The organism is Nocardioides alpinus, assembly GCF_900112035.1.
In the GTDB taxonomy this organism is placed as follows: domain Bacteria; phylum Actinomycetota; class Actinomycetes; order Propionibacteriales; family Nocardioidaceae; genus Nocardioides; species Nocardioides alpinus.
In genome coordinates, this window is the sequence record NZ_FOKC01000016.1 from 1 (window position 1) to 20,260 (window position 20,260).

18 protein-coding genes are annotated in these 20,260 nt (G+C 64.0%); 12 read left to right on the forward strand and 6 right to left on the reverse strand.

Annotated features, from left to right (window positions below; all coding sequences use genetic code 11):
• Positions 1 to 47: 47 nt before the first annotated feature.
• The 3 genes from BM127_RS20670 to BM127_RS20675 form a co-directional block, all read right to left on the reverse strand.
• A complete protein-coding gene (locus BM127_RS20670; RefSeq protein WP_129428523.1) occupies positions 48 to 2,108 on the reverse strand; it encodes an oxidoreductase in 2,061 nt (686 codons plus the stop codon).
• Positions 2,109 to 2,379: 271 nt separating this feature from the next.
• Positions 2,380 to 2,856, reverse strand: coding sequence for a luciferase domain-containing protein (locus BM127_RS23175; protein ID WP_420811366.1), 477 nt, complete (start codon positions 2,854 to 2,856; stop codon positions 2,380 to 2,382).
• A 54-nt stretch (positions 2,857 to 2,910) separates the two neighbouring features.
• Positions 2,911 to 4,257 (reverse strand): flavin monoamine oxidase family protein, encoded by a 1,347-nt coding sequence (locus BM127_RS20675; RefSeq protein ID WP_091201845.1) that lies wholly within the window; start codon positions 4,255 to 4,257, stop codon positions 2,911 to 2,913.
• 290 nt (positions 4,258 to 4,547) lie between these two features.
• On the opposite strand from BM127_RS20675, the gene BM127_RS20680 reads away from it, so the two are divergent.
• From BM127_RS20680 to BM127_RS20730, 11 genes are all read left to right on the forward strand, one after another.
• Entirely contained in the window at positions 4,548 to 5,831 is a 1,284-nt protein-coding gene (locus BM127_RS20680) for a flavin monoamine oxidase family protein (RefSeq protein WP_091201848.1), read from the forward strand.
• A gap of 810 nt (positions 5,832 to 6,641) precedes the next feature.
• Complete coding sequence (locus tag BM127_RS20685) at positions 6,642 to 7,814, forward strand: sugar ABC transporter substrate-binding protein (RefSeq protein ID WP_091201850.1); 1,173 nt, start codon at positions 6,642 to 6,644, stop codon at positions 7,812 to 7,814.
• Between the two features lie 121 nt (positions 7,815 to 7,935).
• On the forward strand, positions 7,936 to 9,162 hold the full coding sequence (locus BM127_RS20690; protein WP_091201852.1) for a PucR family transcriptional regulator: 1,227 nt from the start codon (positions 7,936 to 7,938) through the stop codon (positions 9,160 to 9,162).
• 179 nt (positions 9,163 to 9,341) lie between these two features.
• Positions 9,342 to 9,641: a Dabb family protein gene (locus BM127_RS20695; RefSeq protein WP_091201854.1), complete on the forward strand. Its 300-nt coding sequence runs from the start codon at positions 9,342 to 9,344 to the stop codon at positions 9,639 to 9,641.
• Positions 9,641 to 10,570, forward strand: coding sequence for a cyclase family protein (locus BM127_RS20700; RefSeq protein ID WP_091201856.1), 930 nt, complete (start codon positions 9,641 to 9,643; stop codon positions 10,568 to 10,570). Before BM127_RS20695 ends, BM127_RS20700 begins: the two co-directional genes overlap by 1 nt.
• Before the next feature lie 31 nt (positions 10,571 to 10,601).
• The gene (locus BM127_RS20705) at positions 10,602 to 11,783 is read left to right on the forward strand and encodes an FAD binding domain-containing protein (protein ID WP_091201942.1); all 1,182 of its coding nucleotides are present in this window, start codon (positions 10,602 to 10,604) and stop codon (positions 11,781 to 11,783) included.
• Between the two features lie 89 nt (positions 11,784 to 11,872).
• Positions 11,873 to 12,628, forward strand: coding sequence for an SRPBCC family protein (locus BM127_RS20710; RefSeq protein WP_091201858.1), 756 nt, complete (start codon positions 11,873 to 11,875; stop codon positions 12,626 to 12,628).
• A gap of 34 nt (positions 12,629 to 12,662) precedes the next feature.
• Positions 12,663 to 13,514 carry an FAD binding domain-containing protein gene (locus BM127_RS20715; RefSeq protein WP_198554437.1) on the forward strand — a complete coding sequence of 284 codons (852 nt, stop codon included), beginning with the start codon at positions 12,663 to 12,665 and terminating at the stop codon, positions 13,512 to 13,514.
• Between the two features lies 1 nt (position 13,515).
• The gene (locus BM127_RS20720) at positions 13,516 to 14,034 is read left to right on the forward strand and encodes a (2Fe-2S)-binding protein (protein WP_091201860.1); all 519 of its coding nucleotides are present in this window, start codon (positions 13,516 to 13,518) and stop codon (positions 14,032 to 14,034) included.
• Positions 14,031 to 16,460 (forward strand): xanthine dehydrogenase family protein molybdopterin-binding subunit, encoded by a 2,430-nt coding sequence (locus tag BM127_RS20725; protein WP_175507470.1) that lies wholly within the window; start codon positions 14,031 to 14,033, stop codon positions 16,458 to 16,460. The genes BM127_RS20720 and BM127_RS20725 overlap by 4 nt, the downstream gene beginning before the upstream one ends.
• Complete coding sequence (locus tag BM127_RS20730; RefSeq protein ID WP_231263475.1) at positions 16,457 to 17,290, forward strand: carbon-nitrogen family hydrolase; 834 nt, start codon at positions 16,457 to 16,459, stop codon at positions 17,288 to 17,290. Before BM127_RS20725 ends, BM127_RS20730 begins: the two co-directional genes overlap by 4 nt.
• Before the next feature lie 132 nt (positions 17,291 to 17,422).
• Here the strand turns inward: BM127_RS20730 and BM127_RS20735 are convergent, their stop codons facing one another.
• A complete protein-coding gene (locus BM127_RS20735; protein ID WP_231263474.1) occupies positions 17,423 to 17,596 on the reverse strand; it encodes an HPr family phosphocarrier protein in 174 nt (57 codons plus the stop codon).
• Between the two features lie 100 nt (positions 17,597 to 17,696).
• Between BM127_RS20735 and BM127_RS20740 the strand changes: the two genes are divergently transcribed.
• On the forward strand, positions 17,697 to 18,401 hold the full coding sequence (locus BM127_RS20740; protein ID WP_091201864.1) for a PTS sugar transporter subunit IIA: 705 nt from the start codon (positions 17,697 to 17,699) through the stop codon (positions 18,399 to 18,401).
• Positions 18,402 to 18,473: 72 nt separating this feature from the next.
• On the opposite strand, the gene BM127_RS20745 is transcribed toward BM127_RS20740, so the two are convergent.
• Both BM127_RS20745 and BM127_RS20750 read right to left on the reverse strand, forming a co-directional pair.
• Positions 18,474 to 18,824 (reverse strand): cupin domain-containing protein, encoded by a 351-nt coding sequence (locus tag BM127_RS20745; RefSeq protein WP_091201866.1) that lies wholly within the window; start codon positions 18,822 to 18,824, stop codon positions 18,474 to 18,476.
• A gap of 94 nt (positions 18,825 to 18,918) precedes the next feature.
• Positions 18,919 to 19,989, reverse strand: a complete 1,071-nt coding sequence (locus tag BM127_RS20750; protein WP_091201867.1) for an alpha/beta hydrolase — start codon at positions 19,987 to 19,989, stop codon at positions 18,919 to 18,921.
• Positions 19,990 to 20,260 lie beyond the last annotated feature (271 nt).

Genomic DNA, 20,260 nt, shown 5'->3' on the forward strand with positions numbered 1-20,260 from the left:
GAGTGGGCCTTAGACAAGCCACATCCCATCCGGAGGTTCTCACTCGTTCAACCAGGCTCGCCGCTACCAATGTCGTGGCCGGGTACAGCTAGGCGGTGCCCATCGAACATAGCCTCTGCAAGCGGACGGGGCGAGAGCGCGTCCCCGATGCAGTAGACGGCTTCGATGCCCGCCTCGTGCAACGCCTCACGGTCAATGGTGAGTTCCTGGTAAAGGTCGTCGATCGGGGACCTCATCGTCACCAGCACAAGAGCGTCACTCTTCAACGAGAAGGGCTGATCGAACTCACCCACTCCGATGACGCCTTCCGGGCGGGCTGAAGTCAACGAGACCTCGCGGTACATAGCCACGCCGCTGCTGTGAAGGGACGCGCGCACCGCGGGCCCCTCCAGCGTGAGATCCCCCTCTGCCGCCACCTGCGAATGGGGCGTGACAACGGAGACTTTGTACCCTTCGTCGGCGAGCAGCTGGGCGATGCTGGTCCCCATGTAGCCGCCCTCAGCGTCATAGACAGTGACGTGAGATTTCTCGGCAGGCCGCTTGCCCCGGACGAGCAATTCGTCGGGCGTGAACACCCAGCTCGCGCCTTCGACAACCCCCTGCAGCGGCTCGTGCGTGCCGGGCGTGAGCCCCGTGCCCAACCAGCGAGCGCCCGTCGCCACGACGACATGCGACGCTCCGTAGTCGCGGACGTCGTCGGCGCTCAGTCTGGTCGACGGGATGAACTGCAGGTTCGGCAGCTTGTCGATCTGGATCATCCGGTGATCGATGAACCGTCCCCACTCTCGCAGACCCGGCAGTCGGACGACTGGCCCAAGATGTCCACCCAGCTGATCCACTGAATCCACGAGGTGCACCATGTCGGCTCCTCGTTTCGCCAGACCGATCGCGGCCTCCATGCCCGCCGGGCCCGCGCCTACCACCAGGACGCTGACATCAGGACGGGAAAGGGGTTCGAAGCGCTCCGGGTGCCACCCGCGTCGGTACTCCTCCCCCGCGGTGGCGTTCTGAGCACAAGTCATGTTGCCTCGGTCAAGACTGCTGATGCAGTGGTTGATCCCCATGCACTCGCGAATGTCTTCGATGCGGCCCTCCCGGACCTTCTGGGGGAAGAAGGGATCGGCAATCGACTGACGGGCAGATCCGACAATGTCAATGACCCCAGACCGCACGGCCTGCGCCATGAGATCAGGACTTGTCCACCGCGACACTCCCACCACGGGCTTCTTCGTCGCCTGACGTACGCGCGCGAAGAGCTCGAGGTTGCGCCCTTCTGGAATGACCCGAGACGGACTGATGTCGCTGCCCCAGTCAAGGACGGACCCCACGTTCAGATCCCAGAGGTCGACCAAAGGATCAGCCATACGGACCAGAGCGACGCTGTCGTCGATGCTGTGCCCCCAGGGACCTTGGGTCTCGATCGACAAGCGCGTAGCAATGGCGCAGTCGTCACCCACGGCGTCGCGAACGCGACCGAGCGTCTCCAACCAGAATCGCGCGCGGTTCTCCAAGGAACCGCCGTACTCGTCCGTGCGGCGGTTGTGGAACGTTGACAGAAACTGCGCGAAAAGGTAGCCGTAGCCGGCGAGCACCTCCACGATGTCGTAGCCCACGTCGCGAGCGCGAACGGCTGCGTCTGCGAAGGCCTGCTCGATCCTTTCGATGTCGTCCACAGTCATGACCTTCGGGGTGCCTAGCGGCCCGGCCGGCGGGGGTAGCTCCGGCGCAAGGCCGGAGGCGGAGAAGGCTGGCTCTCGGGACACTCGACGCATCGCGTGGGCGCCCCCGTGGTGCAGCTCAATGCCGGCCAGGGCGCCGTGGCGATGGACAGAGTCGACCATCAGCTTGTGGCGCCGGCCGTCTTCATCGTCCCAGATGTCACTTGAGTGCAGCGGAAACTCATCACTGCTGGGGCCGACACTGGAGAACTCTGCCGACACAGCCGCCCATCCGCCTTCAGCACGAACCGCCCGATACGACGCCCACGTGGAGGGGCGGAGAACTCCGTACGCGGTGCCGTGAGGCACGTTGTAAAAACGATTTCGAAGGATCTTGGGGCCAATGGCAACCGGCTCGAACAGGATCTTGTGATGGTCGGCGAGGGACATGAAGGAGACCCCTTTTCTCTGCGGAACCGAGGCGGCATCGGTGGCGCTCTCCAATTTAGAGACCCGACTTCCTGGCCATGACCGCAAGCTAGCCGGACTTCCCTCCAGCGCCTTGTCGCGAAGCGACAAAGCGGTGCAGCCTGCTGCCAGATCTCTGCATCGTTGGCACGACGAGAACGTCTCCGGCCCGTCGCCGCGCAGCGGGCCGGGAGCGACAGCTACGGCGACCCGACTGATCCGCGATGCCTCCGCCGACATGCCGGTGAGATGACTACTGCGAGGTGTCCGCAACGAGGTCGCCAATAGCCCACGCATAGCTCAGTTGAACCAGGTGCCACACGATCTCTAGCTCGGTTCGGTCCCGAGGACCGAAGACAAGGAATGCATCTTGCACCGGATGAGGGACCCCCCACCCGCTACGAACTGCCTGGTCTATCACCCAATCAGGAAGAGAGAGATGCAAGCTTCCATCGTGATGAGGGTGAAGGTGCGCGAATTCGCGCCCGCCTTGGAACCGATTTGGCGGAGCAGAACCGAAGTCCTCGACGAGATGTAGCGCCCGTGCATGAGACACGGACACCAATGTCGGGGCCATGTAGGCGTATGGCAGCGAGCGCATGCGTGACCACAGTTCTTCCTGCACCATGACAGGAGCGATCTGCGACCGTTGGGCGTGCGGAGCCGGGCCAATGATGTCTGGCATCGGACCCTCGCGCGGCGGCAGCGGGCCGCAGGTTGCGCTAGTCATCACGCCAGTGTGCCCTTTGTCGAGGCGACCGAAAGCATCGACAGTCCAATCCGTTCACAGCGATCGGTTCGTATGGGCCGACAGGGCCACGGCCACGTCCGAAGCGGCATGGTGGCCACTGCGAATTGCCCCTTCCATCAAGCCGGTGAAGTCCGGGTCGGCGTACTCGCCAGCGAAGAACACGCGGCCTACGGGGCGTCGGATGGATTCCATGTCGGCGGAGGAGGCGTCTGCGCCCATGGCCGAGTAGGCGCCACGGGCCAGCGGGTCATCCGACCACGTGGTGAGGACCGCGTCACTCCCGGGCGCGAAGTCAAGATCCGAACGGAGCGCGCGCACCGCGGCCGCCCAGCCAACGCTCAGGGCGTCTTGACCATACGCCGCAAGCGCCGGGGCGCTCCCCATGAAACAGTTGAGGACTGCCCCGACGCTGCCGTCCTCGGAGCGCGCCGTCCAGGTCCAGAAACGATCCCCGACGGACATGACCGCTGATGTCCCGGGTGACAGGGAGAGAGGCATGTGGAGCTTGGCCGCATGGCCCTGCACAAGATGGTCCAACGCTTGGCGCTTCCAGTCAGGCATATCGAGCACGGGTGATCGCGTTCCCCGAAGCGTGGCCAAGGGGAGCGCAACGATTACGGCGTCGAATCGGTTGGTGTCGGTATCCGTCGTGACCGCCACGCCTGTCGGGTCCTGTTCGAGTTGGAGCACTTTCTGCCCCAATCGCACGCGGTCCTTGATCGCGTCGGCCATTGCGTTGGGAAGGCTCTGGTTGCCTCCCGCGACGCGCCAACTGGGCCGAGGTTCGATGGACGCTATGTGACGGAGGGCAGAAGCGTTGACTTCTCGCGCCTCTGCGGCCGCAGAGATCTCGATGCGCGCCCGGAGGGCGTCGACGAGCTCATCGTCGCCCACCTGTTGGAGCACTTCCTCAGCTGAGGTCTGGACGTCGGGGTCGTCGCCAACGAGCTGGATGGCCCGCCGTCCGGCCGCGACGATGTTGTCCGTGGTGACGCCACCGACGTCGCCGACCTCCCGAACGTAGTAGCTCATCCCAGTCTCGACTAGTTGGAGACCGTACTCGTCCAACAGGCCGCGCATTTCTTCGTATCCGTAGAGCACGAATTCGGCACCCCGCTCGATGGCGAGGGAGCCGTCGGGTCCGTCGATCGAGTCGGACCAGACGCGTCCACCGACGCGTTCGCGGGCCTCGAAGACCGTGACGTCGTATCCCTCGCGGACGAGGCGAGTAGCTGCAGCGAGTCCAGCCAGCCCCGCTCCCAGCACGGCAACAGTCGGGGTAGCGGCGCGCGTGACTTCTCCTCGTCGCGCGCCCGCCGGATCCGGCAAACGCGAGTCGCTCAGGGAGTGGCGAGCACGGTCGGCGTTCGGCAGGGTCATGCTGATCCTTTGAAGAGGGGGTCGTCATCGACGTTAGGCAGAAGCCGCTGATCCGTCATTGCTCGCGCCGTATGAATAGATGGACCGCTCCATCCGTTCGTACAGGAGGTACTCGCCCGTTCTCAGGGTGACCTGCTGACTAGGAGCGATCGCAGGGCGTGCCTCGACAGTTGTCGGCGAGGAAACATTGCAGGAAGGTGATAGCGGTCACGTGGGTTTCGTCAGAACCGGGTAACGGGATCGCCTGGGGGTTCGCCAAGATGTCTGTCACGCGAACGAGAGGGAACAACATGGTGGACAGCGCCGAGATCGCGGTCGTCGGAGCGGGATTTGCCGGCCTTCGGGTGGCACGCGACCTGAGCGCCGCCGGCCGCTCCGTGGTCCTACTCGAAGCAGCGGACCGCGTGGGCGGCCGGGCCTACAGTCGTGAGTCAACTACTGACCCCGGGACGATCGTGGAGGTGGGCGGCGCCTATTTCCACCGGCACCACCACACGCGTCTTGCCGCTGAGGTCGACCGCTACCGCATCGAGACACAACCCGCTGCGCCGTTCAAGGTGTTCCGCAACCGGTTGGCGCCGGGTGAGCACAACTCCGCTTTCCCGATCCCGGCAGAGGAGTTCGTCGAAGCCGAGCGGATCCTGTTCTGCCTTGTCAGGGACGCGCGCCGCATCGATCCGCAGGCTGGCCTGGAGAATCAAGGCCTTGAAGACCTCGACATCTCGGCGCGGGACTACTTGCAGTCCCTGGATCCTCCTCCCGTCACTGGCCAACTCCTGCGCTCGTGGATCTGGAACATGATGGGGCAGCGCGTGGAGGAGGCATCAGCACTCTGGGTCCTCCAGTTCATCGCCTCGCACAACTACTCCGTCCTGGGCGTCATCCTGTCCCTCGACGAGGTCATGTCCAGCGGTACGGGCGCCCTGACATCCGCCATGGCCAATGAGGTGTCCGACCTCCGCCTGAGCGAAGCTGTGCAGTCCATCCGTCAGGACGCGGATCGAGTCCATGTCACCTACGGTGCAGGACGAGTCCTCCGAGCCGACCACATCGTCGTGGCAACGCCCTTGAACTGCATGCGGGAGCTGCAGCTCGAGCCGCCTTTCAAGGGACCCCGGGCTGATGTTGTCGCTGAAGGTCACGGAGGGCGAGGCTTGAAGCTCCTCATCCATGCGCAGGGCGTGCCCGAAGGCATCTCGTGCACGGGCGATGGAATCTTCCCCACGCTGTACGACTACTTGCCGGCGTCCGACGGTGGCCGCATCCTTGTCGCGTTCACCGACCGCAACTCTTTCGACCCGACCGACAGCGACGCGATTGAGGCCGCGGTGCACCACTACCTGCCCGACGCAGTGGTGGTGGGCACCGACTACCACGACTGGTGCGAGGACCCCCACGTGCGCGCACCCTGGGTGTCGCCCCGCATCGGTCAGGCAACTCGCGCTCACAAGTCGCTCGGCGAGCAGCACGGGCGCATGCACTTCGCTGGATCAGACGTGTCTCTGCAGTTCCCCGGCTACATCGAAGGTGCTCTCGAGACGGCCGACCGGGTTCTAGCGGAAGTCAGCGACTGAACCTCTGCTTTTCGAGCGACAACTGGTGCCTTTCACTACTCGGCAGTCGGACGTGCGCCTCGCCGTTCGACAACGCGCCTCGGGTCGCCGAACCGTGCCCTGTAGCACGAGACAGAGGAATCGATATGCGTTCGATGCATGCCACCAGGCGGCATACCACGCTAGGGGTAGGCGACACCATCGCTGTGATGACCGCGGTAGCGGCTCGCAGCACGGAATCCAACGAGACCACCACGTCGGGGCCACGCGCGGACGAGGGGCACAGCGCGCTACCGAGACACTTGAGTCGACCATCTACGGTCAGCGCAGCTACGCCGAGCCGGCTAGCGATGGTCGCGAAGCTCAGCCGAGCCCTCGCATCACTGCGGAAACGGGGGCGTATGACAGCGCTCCGTCGCGTCGTGGAGCAACGGCACCGATGTCGATTGCAGGATGGTGACAGGGATCACGGCGAATTCGTCGAATCTCGGCAACGAGTCTCGTCACTGTTAGCCCTCAATATGTCTCTCACCGAACGATAAGACGAGCCGTGAGACGCACCAGGTCTGTGCAGTCGAAGTCCGCGTCCCCGAGCCGTACATGACTTCGGGACTCCAACTCAAAAGCACAGACTTCTGATCCCCGCTTCGTGCTCAACCCATGCGCTCACACACCACAGCGCTGCGGGCCGAGAGTCAGAGCACCTATCTGACCCCCATGTCGGTCTGAATCTCGGAACATGCACCAACCAGCGGCCGCATCTCATGGTGTGAGCCCGCTGCACCAAACAGGTCCCGACCTGTCCCGCACAGCACTCGAAAGAGGAACGACATGTTTTCAACATTTGGCTCGCGGGCCCGCCACCTAACCGGTGCCGTCCTCGTGCTGGCGGTGCTGGGCGCCACTGGCGGCTGCAGCACCGAATCCGGGGGCCCGGCCACTAGTGCGTCCAGCGACGACGAGGTGGCGCAGAACGCAACCGCCGCCATCGAGAAGCTCTACGGCGACGGAACCTTCGTAGAACCATCGTCAACCGGACCAGAGGCGCAATCCGGCTACAAGGTCGCGCTCGTGAGCTCGGGTGTCCAATCCCCCACCGGCACCTCCATGGCCAACGGCGCCAAGGCCGCTGCAAAGCTCCTGGGCTGGGACTTCTCCGTGTACGACGGCAAGTACGAGCCGTCTGAGTACCAGGAGGGAATCCGTCAGGCCATCTCCCAGGACGCCGATGCCATCTGGCTGTACTCAATCGACTGTCCGCTGGTTAAGACCGCGCTGGACGAGGCCAAGAAGGCCGGCATCCCGGTCTTCTCTCAAGAAGCCGCCGACTGCAGTGACGTCGACCCAAGTGAGCCGTCGTACTACGAGCGGAGCCTGGAATTCGTCGAAGGTGACTTCATCGCCTGGGGCGAGGGTCTCGGCGCAGCTGAAGCGACGTGGCTCCTGTCCAAGCTGGGATCGAAGGCTGACATCATCGAGGTCAGCAACACGGAGCTCGTCATCACCAAAGCCGTGCACGATGGCTTCCAGAAGGCCATGAAGGAGGAGTGCCCCGACTGCAAGGTCACGACCCTGAACATCCGGCTGGCCGATTTCGGGCCCGTGTTGCAGGAGAAGATCTCGACGGCTCTTCTCCGAAACCCGGCGGCCAACGGGATGGCCCTCTCCTACGACGACTTGGTGACGTCTGGCGGCGCCGCGGCGGTGATGGCATCCGGCCGCAACGACAGCATGGAGGTCGTATCTGGCAGCGGTTACGCCGCGAACATCGACCTCGTCCGCCGGAACAAGGGGCAGGATGCTGGCTGGACCTACGACGGGGCGTACGAGGCCTGGTCGGCGGCCGACATGATCAACCGGTTCTTCGCTGGCGAGGAGAGTGTCCCTTCGGGGGTGGGTATCTCCATGTTCGACCACGACCACGACCTGCCGCCGGAGGGTGAGGGCTGGTCGACGGGTATCGATTACGAACCCGTCTTCAAGACGCTGTGGGGCGTTTCCTGACCGTTGGCGCCGGGGGGAGGGCACGGGTTTGCGCCTGTGCCCTCCTCTGCGTTTGCTAGCACGGGCCCTGGTTCGCTGAAACGCCGTCTCGCTGCGGGGAGCAGCGCTCTACAATTCGGATATGTCGATCGAGCACGACTTACGAGCGGTCGCGGACGAACTCATCCTGAAGATCCCCGCCATCAGCGGGGAGATCCGAGAGCGCAGCCGCTCAGGCGCGCCGAACTACTACCGCCGTAATGACCCGATGCTGCTTGAGACCGAGCTTCCCAGCATCACCGGGGCCCTTACGAGCATCATCCATGGGCTGCGTAACGCTCGCCACCTCCCGGACGGCGCCTCTGAGGGCGCCCTGGAGGAGGCGAGGGTCGCCGCGCAGGCGGGTGTCGAGCTGACCGACCTGCTGTTGACGAGGCGGATCGGGCAACTCGTCCTCTGGAACTGGATCCTCGACACAGCTGTTCGTGTCGTCCCTGCTGGCCCTCGCCAGATTGCGGTATTGAAGCAGGCCGCAGAATTCCACTTCGCCTGGAACGACCGCATCACCCACGACGTCGTTGCCACGTATGAGCAGGAGAAGTCGGCGTACTTCTTCCACAGCAGGGACCGCCAGCGACGCGCCGTCGTCACGGATCTACTGAACGGTGTGCCGACTGACACCGAGCAACTGGGTTACAACCTGAAGGTTGATCATCTCGCCGTAGTGGCTTGGGGAAATGCTCCGCGAGCTGCACTCAAGTCCTTGGCGACCATGCTCGACGCGTCCCTGCTTGTGGTGGAAGGTACCGGAGGGACATCCCTGGCGTGGCTCGGCAACAGCCGACTCAGCGAATCCTTCGAGGAGAATTTCCCGGCAATCCAGCCACCTCCAGCCACCTACGTCGCCCTGGGTGGACCGTTGAACGGCGTTGAAGGTTTCCGTCGTGGGCACAGGCAAGCTTGGCAAGCGTGCCGCGTGGGGCGGTTGCGGTCCAGCGCGGTGACGCGCTACCGCGACGTTGCTCTTGAGAGCGTCGTGTTGCGCGACGCTCCGGCTGCACGAGACTTCATGGTCAGCGAGCTGGGGCCGATCGGTGAGAACGACTCGCGCACACAACTCCTACGAGAAACGCTGCGGGCCTACTTCGAGACTGGCCAGAACGCTGCAGCAACGGCTGGTCGAATTCGCGTACACGAACGGACGGTCGCCTACCGGCTGAAGTCGATCGAGGAACGGCTTGGCTTCCCCATCAACGAGAGACGCGACGAGCTTGCAGTCGCGCTGCGTCTCGCCGAGGTGCTGCATGACGCCAGTGACCATCAGTTGTCCATGATCGGTGAAAACAGCCCTGGCGAGACAGGCATTTGAGGCCAACACGAAAAGCTCTGGGCTTGCGGGGGGACTGAGCGCAGTCGCAGACAGCACGTCCGCAATCCCACAAAACGACCCTCCATCTTGTCGGAGCATGCAGAGGCGTTCTTGATGGGTGGCTTCCAAACTGACGCAGCGCAGTCGCGCACTCACGCGTTAGCAAAGGAGAGTTCCCCATGATTCGCCATGTCTTTTCCTGGCGTGTGGCCGAGGGCCACAGCAACGACGACGTCATCGAGTTGCTGAACACCCTTCGTGAGCCGTACCCCTACATCCAGTACTGGGAGCTCGGTGCGCACGAGGGCGACCCGGGCGACAACGGCCAGCCCTTCAGTGGGGTGCTGATCAACGACTTCGAGTCCTGGGATGACCTGCAGAAGTACTCAGTCGACGAGTTCCACCTCGAGGTCGTGGCGAAGCTCAAGCCCAAGCTGGCCGAGCGCGCCGTCGTGGACTTCGTGCGTGAGGAGTCCTGATGGGTCCAAGGGCAGACATCAAGGTCGCCGAAAGTCCCTGGGGACCCGATGATCAGCTCGGGGCACTCAACCACCTGAGCCCCGAGGGTTCCGCCGCGATCCTCGCGCGGGTCGACGGCACGCGTAGTTACGACCTGAGCATCGACTACTTCGTGGGGATGCCAAGCTTCCAGGCGGCCGGAGACCCGAGCTACCAGCTGTTCATGAGTCATACGCCGTCCGGAACGGTCGTCGACAACATGAACGGAGCGGGGGAGGCCGGAAACCGGCACGTCTGCTACTCCGGCGACGTTGTCTTCATGTACACCCACACCGGAACTCACATCGACTCGCTGAGCCACTTCGGCGTCGACGGCCACATCTACAACGGCTTCTCGGCCGAGGACAACCTGGGCAGTCGCGGATGGACCAAGGGTGGGGCAGAAGTGATTCCGCCGATCATCACCCGCGGTGTTCTGCTGGACGTGGCCAAGAGCCGTGGGGTCGACTGCCTGCCTGACTCCTACGCCATCACCGTCGAGGACTGCAAGAAGGTGCTCGAGGATGCGGGGATCACTTTGCAGCCTGGTGATGTCGCGATGGTCCGGACAGGACGGATGGGCTTTTGGCCCGACGGTTCGAAGGTGCTGGGTAATCCCCCTGGACTCAGCCTTGAAGCCGCTAAGTGGCTGACGAGCCAGAGCATCTCTGCGATCGCTGCCGATCAGGAATGTGTCGAGGTCGGCCCCTCGCAGCACGAAGACAACTGGCTCCCTGGCCACTGTCACTTCCTGGCAGAGGCCGGGGTTCCGATGATCGAGCTGGTGAACCTGGAGGAGCTGTCTCGCGACGACGTAGTGGAGTTCTGCCTCATCGCGGCGCCGATCCGCCTGCGCGGTGCAAGTGGAGCGCCGCTGCGCCCCATCGCCCTGCCTTTGCGCGACAACTGATCCCGACGACGGCGCGATGAGGAGGAACGGGATGAGCATGCCAAGGATCGCTGTGATCGGTGGTTCGATCGCGGGTCTGACCGCGGCGAATGTGTTGCGCGACGCTGGCTGTGAGGTGGACGTCTACGAGCGCAGCAGCACGCTTCTTTCGGGCTTCGGCACTGGGATCGTAGTCCAGCCCGAGCTCGTTCGATACCTGCTCGAGCGCACTCCCACCACGTTGGAGGACATCAGCGTTCCGAGCCATTGGATGCGGTACTTCGATGCCGCCACAGGGGAGAGCAAGGGCGGGGTCAACGCTGGATGGCGCTTCACCGCCTATAACGCGGTCTACCAAAAGCTGCTTGACGCGTTCGGAACACAGCGCTACCACCTCGACAAGGAACTCGTCGCAGTGGAACCGGGACTGGAGCGGTCGACTGCTACGTTCGCTGACGGCACCGAGGTCACCGCTGACCTTCTCGTGTGCGCGGATGGTGGGGGTTCGGTTGCTCGAGCGCAGCTGCTCGGCAGGCGCCCCGAGTACGCCGGGTACGTGACGTGGCGTGGCATGGTGGACGAGGCCGACGTCACGCATGAGACGTGGGAATTCTTTCAGGACGCCTTCACCTATGGGCTGCTACCCGACAGCCACATCATCGCCTACCCCATCAGCCACGTGTCCTCCGAGGGGGAGGTGACGGGCGCTACCCGGCTCAACTTCCAGTGGTACTGGAACGTGGCGGGAGACGAGCTGGACGCTCTGATGACCGGCAACGACGGGGCCCGACGACCGGTCTCCGTCCACTATCCGGCACTGGCTGCTTCCAATCTCGAAGCCTTCCGCACGCGCGCCTCCGACGAGCTGGCGCCGGCGTTCCGAGAGCTCATCACTGGGGCAGCCAAGCCATTCGTCACGATCGTCTCCGACGCAGACGTCCCCCAGATGGCGTTCGACCGGCTCGTCTTAATCGGCGACGCCGCGTTCACGCCTCGACCTCACGCCGCAGCAGGAGCCGCGAAGGCTGCCGCCGATGCCTGGACTCTCGCCGAACGACTGATCGCCTACTCAGGCGATGTCCCCCAAGCCTTGAAAGCTTGGGAACCGGAACGCCTGGCCGTGGGACAGGCGTATCTGGCCAAGGTGCGGGCCATGGCCTCCGCTCTACAGCACGGCGGCGACTTCCCGCCGGGCTCACCCCAATTCAGGTTCGGTCTGCCCAGACCTGCGTGATGCTGACTCCGCCTTCACCCTGAGGGTGCCAGCAGGTTGCGATTGACGCACTATTGGATTACCGCGCCTAGCGCAGAAGGAGAAACCCGATGCAGTTGCTCAACGAGTTCGAGGTAGCGCTCTCACCGCAGGAGACGTGGGTCCTGCTTACGGACCTACAGAAGGTGGCTCCGTGCCTTCCTGGCGCCTCGATCACCTCGGTCGAGGGTGACGACTTCCATGGCCGCGCCAAGATCAAGGTTGGCCCCATCACAGCGGAGTACAAGGGCATCGCGCAGTTCACCGAGCTGGACGAGAAGACCCACACCGCCGTGCTGCTCGCGCGAGGCAAGGATTCCCGCGGTCAGGGAGACGCAACTGCCAACGTCCGAGCGACGCTGGTCCCGAAGGGCAGTGGCACTCGCGTGCTGGTCGAGACCGAGCTGGCGCTCACCGGCAAGGTGGCCCAGTTCGGGCGAGGCGTGCTGGCTGATGTGAGTGGGGCGCTTATGACGATGTTTGCCCAGCGGTTGCAGGAGATGGTGGCAGCGGAGGGCGGATCGGATCCAGTGCCTTCCGCGGGGTCCAACTCCGCCGCGGCGCACGACGTAGACCAGGGACAAGACCAGGGATCCAATATGAGCTCGGCGCCGCTCAGTGCGTCACCGTCACCGTCACCGGCGGCGGCGGCTCGGCGTGGTCCTGACCGCGACGACGAGGTGCTCGATGTCCTGGCTCTTGCGGGCGGCATGTCATGGGCCAAGGCCCTACCTGCCGGGGGAACGCTTGTCAGCGTCGTGGCTGCGTTAATCAGTGTCTTTGCAGCGGGTTACGCCTCGGCGCGGGCTCGCTCGGGAAATCGCTGAATCGAATCGTTCACCTTGATTGAGGGAGTAGGCCTTGAAACCACCCAAGTTCAGCTACGTAGCACCGACGACGCTCGACGATGCGTTGAAGCACCTGGCTTCTGATCCCGACGCGAAGGTGCTCTCAGGTGGTCAGAGCCTGATGCCGCTGCTCGCTATGCGCCTAGCGGCTCCCTCGATCTTGGTCGATCTTCAGCACGTGCCGAACCTCAGCGACATCGAGGACCGCGGCGACCACATCCGCATCGGAGCTCGCGTGACGCATCGCGAGATCGAGCGTTCAGCGCTGCTCGCGGACCGGTTGCCGATCTTGTCGGCGGCGGCGTCTCACATCGCCCATCCGCAGATCCGCTCCCGGGGGACATTCGGCGGCAGCACGGCTCACGCGGACCCGTCCGGAGAATGGCCCACCATTCTTCTTGCACTTTCAGCAACTATGCAGGCCGTGGGTCCCCACGGCAACAGGACGATCGAAGCGGACGACTTCTTCGTGGGGCCGTTCACCTCCACGCTGCGGGACGACGAGATCCTGACCCACGTGTCGATTCCTACGACGCGCACCGCGTGGTCCTTCCAGGAGGCGGCGGTGAAGAAGGGTGACTATGGTTTGGCTCTGATCGCGGCTACCGGTACGCCTCGAGGTGGCGTGCTCGTCGATCCGCGGGTCACTGTGGGCGCGGCGGTCGGTTCGGTGACGAGGCTCGTCGCGGTCGAGCGGATCCTCACTGACGAACCTCTTACAGATGAACTCGCCGAAGAGGCAGCCGTGGCCGCGGCCGAGTCGGTGAAGCCAATCTCAGACATCCACGGCAGCAGTGACTACCGCCGCAAGCTGGTCGCATCACTCGTTCGCCGCGCCGTAGTCGAACTCAAGAACGGAGCCTGACGTGTCCATCACCCCCGAAGAGCGCCTCAATGTCGCTATGACGATCAACGGACGTAGGTATCGCGCCGGCGTCGAGGCACGAAAGACGCTGGCCGACTTCATCCGTGAGGATGCCCAGCTTCCGGGCACCAAGCTTGGCTGCGAGCACGGTGTCTGCGGCTCGTGCACCGTGCTGCTCGATGATCTTCCGGCGCGTTCCTGCCTCACCCTTGCTGTTCAGGCGGAGGGGCGCCAAATCCGCACGGTCGAGAGCCTGGCCGACGGCCAGGAGCTGAACACGCTTCAGCGCGCGTTCCGTGAGCAGCACGGCCTCCAGTGCGGCTTCTGCACTGCTGGCTTCCTCATGACAGCCACAGCGCTGTTGGAGGAGAACCCGGCACCCACACGAGAGGACATCGTCGAGACGGTCTCGGGCTCACTGTGTCGGTGCACCGGATACGAGACCATCGTCGCCGCCATCGAGCAAGCAGCTGCCGACGGTGCCGAGGGCAACGACGACGCGAAGGACGGGGCCCAGTGAAGAAGCTCGACAGTCACCAGCACATGACAACGCCTGTGATTGCGGCTCGTTCGGTCGGCACACGCGTGCTGCGGTCGGAAGACCCGCGGCTGCTCAGCGGCCGAGGCGAGTTCATCGCGGATATCAACCTTCCCGGCCAGCTCCACGTGGCGTTCGTTCGGAGTCCAGTCGCGCACGCGCGGATCATCCACATGGACCTGTCAGCCATCCGTGACGCCGACGGCGTTGCGCTGGCCTGGTCCGGACAAGACGTCGCTCCCCTCTGCGAGGGGCTTGTCGGTGAGATGGCAGTCGAGGGATGCTTCCCGACCACGATGCCGCTCCTTGCCAAGGACGAGGTCCTGTACGTCGGTGAGCCCATCGCGGTCGTGGTCGCTGATTCGCGGTATGCCGCTGAGGATGCCTGCGAGCTCATCGATTGGGACTTCGAGGAGCTGCCGGCAGTGACCAACGCGGACGCTGCACTGGCCGGTGGTCCCGTCGCCAATCCTCAGCTATCCGACAACCTGGGCCTGAAGGGAGGAGCAAGCTTCGGCAACGTCTCTGAGGCCTTCGAACAGGCCGATCAGGTGGTGCAGGGACGCTTCTACACCTGTCGCGTGTCTGCAGCGCCGATGGAGACACGCGGCGTGATCGCCGACTACGAGTGGGCGTCGAAGGGACTACGCCTGTGGTCCAACACCCAGATGCCGCACTACCTCAAGTACATGCTCACTGCCTACCTCGGCTTCCCAGAACAAGGTGTCGAGGTCATCACGCCAGACACTGGGGGCGGGTTCGGCCAGAAGGCGCACGTCTATCCCGAGGAGATGTTGCTCCCGCTGCTGGCGAGGGAGGTCGGCCGACCGGTCAAATGGATCGAGGACCGTCGAGAGAACCTCATCGCCGGCGCTCACGCACACGAGCAGTTCGTTGACATCGCCTATGCGCTTGATGCCGACGGCAAGATCACGGGCGTGCGTACTGACGCCCTGGGGGACGGCGGCGCCTACCACATGCCCCCGTGGTCGATGGCCGTTGAACCCTGGTGCGCAGTCGTGATGACACCCACCGGCATCTACGACATCCCGGCAGCGGAGTACACCTACTCGGCCGTGGCCACTAACAAGACCCCCGTGGGGGCCTATCGCGGGGTGGGCTACATGGCTGGGACGCTCGCTCGAGAGTGCCTCGCCGACGACGCTGCTCGCGCTTTGGGAATGTCTCCCTTCGAGTTCCGCCGACACAACGTGGTGCGGGACTTTCCCTGGACCAACGCACAAGACATCGTCTACCAGGAGGGCAGCTGGCTTGAGACGATCAACGTGCTGGAGAAGATGGTCGACTACCCAGCGTTCCTCCAGCGGCAGTCCGAGCTGCGGGAACAGGGTCGCTACATCGGTCTGGGACTGAGTGTCTTCGTCGAGAGCAGCGGCGAGAGCACTGCCACCAGCCAGGAGCACGGTCTGGGCGACGTCTACCACGACACAGCTACCGTCCGCCTGAATCCGAACGGCACCGCCAACGTCACTATCGGTCTGTCGGCGCAGGGTCAGGGGCTTGCCACGACGATGGCACAGATGGCCGCGGACACGTTGGGGATAAACGTCGAACACGTCAGCGTCCAAACAGCGCGGTCGACTTCTCACGCCTACGGTTCCGGCACCATCGGTAGCCGAGGAGCCGTTGTTGCGGGCGGAGCGGTCGCGCGAGCCGCCGACGTGGTCCGGGAAAAGGTGCGGCTCGTGGCTGCCAACATGCTGGAGGCTTCGGTCGACGACATCCAGCTGACCGACGGTCTCGCCTCCGTCAAGGGCGTCGCTGATGCCTCTGTGTCAATTGCCGACGTTGCGACCTCGATTTACTTCGACACCAGCTCATGGCCTGAGGACTTCGAGCCCTCGCTCGAAGCCACTCAGGCATACGACCCGGCTCAGGCGATGTTCAGCAACGGCGGCCACGCCATTCTCGTCGAGCTGGACCCGGAAACGGGATTCGTTCGCTTTGAGAAGGTCTACTCTGTGGAGGACTGCGGAACGGTCATCAATCCCAACATCGTGGAAGGACAGATCCGCGGTGGCGTCCTCCAGGGCATAGGAGCGTCAGTCTTCGAAGAACTCGCCTACGACGAGTCAGGTCAGATTCTGACCACCACGTTCCTCGACTACGGACTTCCAACCATGGACGTCGCTCCTCCGTTCGAGATCCACCACCTCGAGACGCCCTCCTCGCACTCTGCATCGGGGGTGAAGGGAATGGGGGAGTCAGGACTGATTGCAGCGCCCGCCGCAGTGCTGAATGCGGTGAACGACGCGCTGACACCTTTCAACGTGGTTCTGCGAGACCTGCCTCTGACACCCCAGAGGGTGCTTAAAGCCATGTCTGGTGAATTGTCGACTGCGCAGCAGGAAGCGACGTCGACGCAGGGCGAGACGGGACACGCGTGAACGGACTCAAGGTGGCTCTGCTTCAGGTCTCGTACGGCGATGACGAGCCGCTGCGTGACCGAGTCGAGCGAGTCAGCCAGTGGGTCCGCGGTCTGGAACCCACGGACCTCGTACTTCTCCCGGAGTTGTGGGCTCATGGCGGTTTCGCGTCGGCGTCGTGGCGCACGACCGCGGAGCTCGTAAGTGGACAAACCATCGCCCAGATGGCATCGGTCGCCCGCGAGACTGGGACGTGGTTGCATGCGGGGTCCGTCATCGAGAAGGCCGATGAGGGCGCGGACCGCGGGTCTGAGGGCCGGGGGCTTTGGAACACCTCTGTGCTGCTTTCCCCGCAGGGCGAGGTCCACAAGACATACCGCAAGATTCACCGCTTCGGCTTTGGGGATGGAGAACCCCGGCTCCTGGAAGCCGGCACGGACCTCGCCGTCGTGGATCTGGAGGCCAACTCAGGATCAGTCCGGGTGGGCATGGCGACCTGCTACGACCTGCGCTTTCCTGAGCTCTTCCGGCAGCTCGGAGATCAAGGCGTGGAGGTGGTTCTCCTGCCGGCGGCGTGGCCCATGCCCCGGGTAGAGCACTGGCGTCTTCTGGGTCGCGCGCGCGCCCTCGAAAACCAAACGTGGGTGCTCCAGTGCAACACGGCCGGCACGCACAGCGGTGTGGAGATGGGGGGGCACAGTCAGATCGTCGCGCCTACGGGGGAGGTCCTTGCCGAGCTCGGAAGTGGTGAAGGCGCGCTGGTCGCAGAGCTTGATCTCGATCTGTTGAAGAGGGTTCGGGCGGATTTTCCGGTCCTGGCCGACCGCAGGCTTTCCACGCTCGGCTACTGAGCCCGCGTCGGACAGTAGACCGTGACCATCACGGGAAGCGTGCGCTCAGGCACCGGAGGTTCTTCACGAGCAGCGGTGGTGACGTCACGGGTCCGTTGCCACCCAATCGTCACGTGTCAAGGTCGAGAGTGATCAGGTCGCGATGGCATCGACAGCTCCGGGGCTGTCGCCGATCACCTCGACGGTCTCGCCGAAGCCGACCCCGAGCGACATAATCAGCAGCGGTGAGCGAGCGTCGACCGGGTCCTTGTCACCCACGGCCAGGTGAACTTCATCGTCGAAGCTAGCCGCGAATTCGGCGATCAACGTGGCGGCCTTGCGTGCAGACCTACGACCGAGCCTACGGTCACGCAGCGGCGAGTCATGGGCATCCTTTCACAGCGTTCCACCGTTGGAAGCGACAACCGTGCGGTACCACGAAAAGCTGTCCTTCCGAATCCTTCGCGCGTTGGAACACCGAGCCCGGCTGGTCCAGGTCTTCCCGACCGTCGACATCACCCCCGCCGACATCACCGCGGACATCGTCGTCTCGCCTGTCGAGCTCAAAGGCTTCGACCTCACCCGCACCGTGATCGTGAGCCCGATGCTGACGCGTCACGACATCGACCGGATTGAAGCGAAGGTGCGCGACTATGAACGCCGATCGACGTTCGTCAGGGCCGTGACGCAGGTCCAGCAACTCATGGACAGAAGCATCTTCTTCCCCGATTCGGGCACAAGCACGCGCGACGAAGTCCTCCTGCGACTCACCGCCGCTCTCGAACAGGCTGGCATGGTCCCGCCGAGCTTCCACGCAGAGGTTCAGGAGCGGGAGCGCATGTCCTCGACCGCATTGAACGACATTGTCGCTCTTCCGCACTCCATGACCATGAACGCGGATCGGAGCGCGATCGCCGTGCTGGTCTCGAAGGATCCGATCGACTGGGGTGGTACGCCCGTAAACCTAGTAGCACTCATCGCCTTCAACCCGGATGAACGCCAGCTCTTTCGGGACGTCTTCGACCAATTGGTGGTGGTGCTCACGGAGCCGAGCCGGGTGCGTCGGTTGGTGTCTAGCGGCACCACGTATGAGGCGTTCGTCGCTGAGCTGATCGCGCTGATGGACCTATGACTTCGCGCTGCCCTACCCTCGTCCGGAGACGAACTCAAGGACTAGGGCAGCGCGACGCCGGATGCTCCAGTGTCAGTCTGCGAGCACCCAGACCTCGCGGAACTTGGTGTGAAAGGTCCACGTCGACGTGTGTCCGGCAGGCAGGAAGGCCTGCATTCCCGCCTTCAGGTCGACCTTGGAGCCGTTCTCCAGCTCAATTGTCACTTCGCCCTCAAGGACGTAGATGATCTCGTTGAACTCCAGTGTGTACGTGGTCTTCGACGGCTCGCACTCGAACACTCCGGTCCCCCGCGCGCCCTTGTCATAGTCCTCGAACAAGGTATAGCCGCGCCCTGCGGGGTCTCCGTCGAGGATAGTTACGCCTTCCGGCTGCCACGACTCGAGCTCCACGGTGGCGGATTCCACTACCTTGATTTCGTCCATGATGAGGTTCCTGCCGTTCCGCAGCCGGCTGGCTGCTGTTGAGGAATGGTGTGGCCCGCGCGACGCCGCGTCAACACACGCCGCGCGGACCCGATCAGGGGTGCAGCTGGTGCGTGAGCCAATCGGCCATGCGGAGGCGGGGAGCGGGGCCGAGGTTGTGGCAGCAGTGATCACCCTCCGGCTCGAGATCGAGGGTGATGTCGGCGTTCACGGCGTACTCCTGCAGAAGGTCGAGCTCCGTGATGGGGGTCTCGTCCTTGCCGCCGTGCAGGACGTAGGTCGGGACCTTGAGGCCGGCGAGCACCGGCCGGACGTCGATGGCATCACGGACGCGGCGCTGGGCGGTCGCCAGGTCAGGCGACTTGGTGACGTACTGCCAGCTGAGCTTCGTCATCGGATACTCAAAGTCCCAGTCATCCATCTGCACGAAGCCGCCCCATGTGACACATGCCTTGAATCGGCCGTCCATCGCGGCTGCGCGGAGCGCATAATGCCCTCCCAGGCTGCGTCCCAGCACGCCGATCTGGTCACTGGCGATCGTGTCGCTGAGGGTCTCCAGGTAGTCCACGACCCGCGAGCTGTATCGGTGGTAGTCGTCGGCAAGGGCCACGTCCTCGAACATCTCCCCTTGTCCCGGGCCGTCGAAGGTGAATGTTGCGACACCTCGCTCGAGAAGGAGGTTCTCGAACATGTAGCTCTCCTCCTTGGTGCTCTCCAGTCCTCCCAGCAGGACGGCGCAGGGCACTGGTCCCTGCGCTCCCTTCGGCCTCCGCAGGTACCCGATGATGACTGTGTCATCGATTGGCAGGTCGACCCGCTCGGCCGGGGGATCGAGCAGGGGGGCAGCTCGGTGGTAGAGCTCCGCCTTGCGGAGCTGACCGCGAGGGCGACGCTCGTCGAACCACAGGAACTGCGCGTACTGCGCAGCCATGGATCCCACCCAGAACCAGTAGCCCGCAGTGAGCGTGTTTCCATCCCTGAGCGCCTCGTCGCCCATCGACTCGTAGTCATCGGCTTTCGCCATCCAGAACGCGAACCATGACGTATCGGAGTCCCGGCGCTGGGCGGCAAGCAGATCGGCAAATGGCAGGCCGTCCATGAGCAGGCGGCCCCAGTTCAGCATCTCCTCCTCCGCCGTCGGAATCTGCGGTGTCTCGGTCGTCATCTCTTCTCCATCCTTCGGGGTCGCAGCATCCTCGCGAGTGCGGGCCCGTTCACGGTCTACATGTTCCGCGAATCCAGTGGGTCTCTTTGCCGCCACCTAGCAAAGAGCAGCTTCGTGTACAGGTTCTGCCCATTTGAGTGGCGCGCCTTACGCCCAGCGAGCAGCGAGGAAAGCGGCACAGCGACGACACTGCGGCTCTTGAACATCGCAACGGAGTGAGGACGAACAGTGGGTAAACCTGGAGCTTCCGGCGGACTCGGACCCTCAGCGA

Coding starts and splice junctions, on each gene's coding strand:
- BM127_RS20700 (WP_091201856.1), top strand. CDS start 9,641: ATGGGTCCAAGGGCAGACATCAAGGTCGCCGAAAGTCCCTGGGGACCC.
- BM127_RS20690 (WP_091201852.1), top strand. CDS start 7,936: ATGTCGATCGAGCACGACTTACGAGCGGTCGCGGACGAACTCATCCTG.
- BM127_RS20710 (WP_091201858.1), top strand. CDS start 11,873: ATGCAGTTGCTCAACGAGTTCGAGGTAGCGCTCTCACCGCAGGAGACG.
- BM127_RS20670 (WP_129428523.1), bottom strand. CDS start 2,108: ATGTCCCTCGCCGACCATCACAAGATCCTGTTCGAGCCGGTTGCCATT.
- BM127_RS20680 (WP_091201848.1), top strand. CDS start 4,548: ATGGTGGACAGCGCCGAGATCGCGGTCGTCGGAGCGGGATTTGCCGGC.
- BM127_RS20750 (WP_091201867.1), bottom strand. CDS start 19,989: ATGACGACCGAGACACCGCAGATTCCGACGGCGGAGGAGGAGATGCTG.
- BM127_RS20745 (WP_091201866.1), bottom strand. CDS start 18,824: ATGGACGAAATCAAGGTAGTGGAATCCGCCACCGTGGAGCTCGAGTCG.
- BM127_RS23175 (WP_420811366.1), bottom strand. CDS start 2,856: ATGACTAGCGCAACCTGCGGCCCGCTGCCGCCGCGCGAGGGTCCGATG.
- BM127_RS20675 (WP_091201845.1), bottom strand. CDS start 4,257: ATGACCCTGCCGAACGCCGACCGTGCTCGCCACTCCCTGAGCGACTCG.
- BM127_RS20695 (WP_091201854.1), top strand. CDS start 9,342: ATGATTCGCCATGTCTTTTCCTGGCGTGTGGCCGAGGGCCACAGCAAC.
- BM127_RS20685 (WP_091201850.1), top strand. CDS start 6,642: ATGTTTTCAACATTTGGCTCGCGGGCCCGCCACCTAACCGGTGCCGTC.
- BM127_RS20705 (WP_091201942.1), top strand. CDS start 10,602: ATGAGCATGCCAAGGATCGCTGTGATCGGTGGTTCGATCGCGGGTCTG.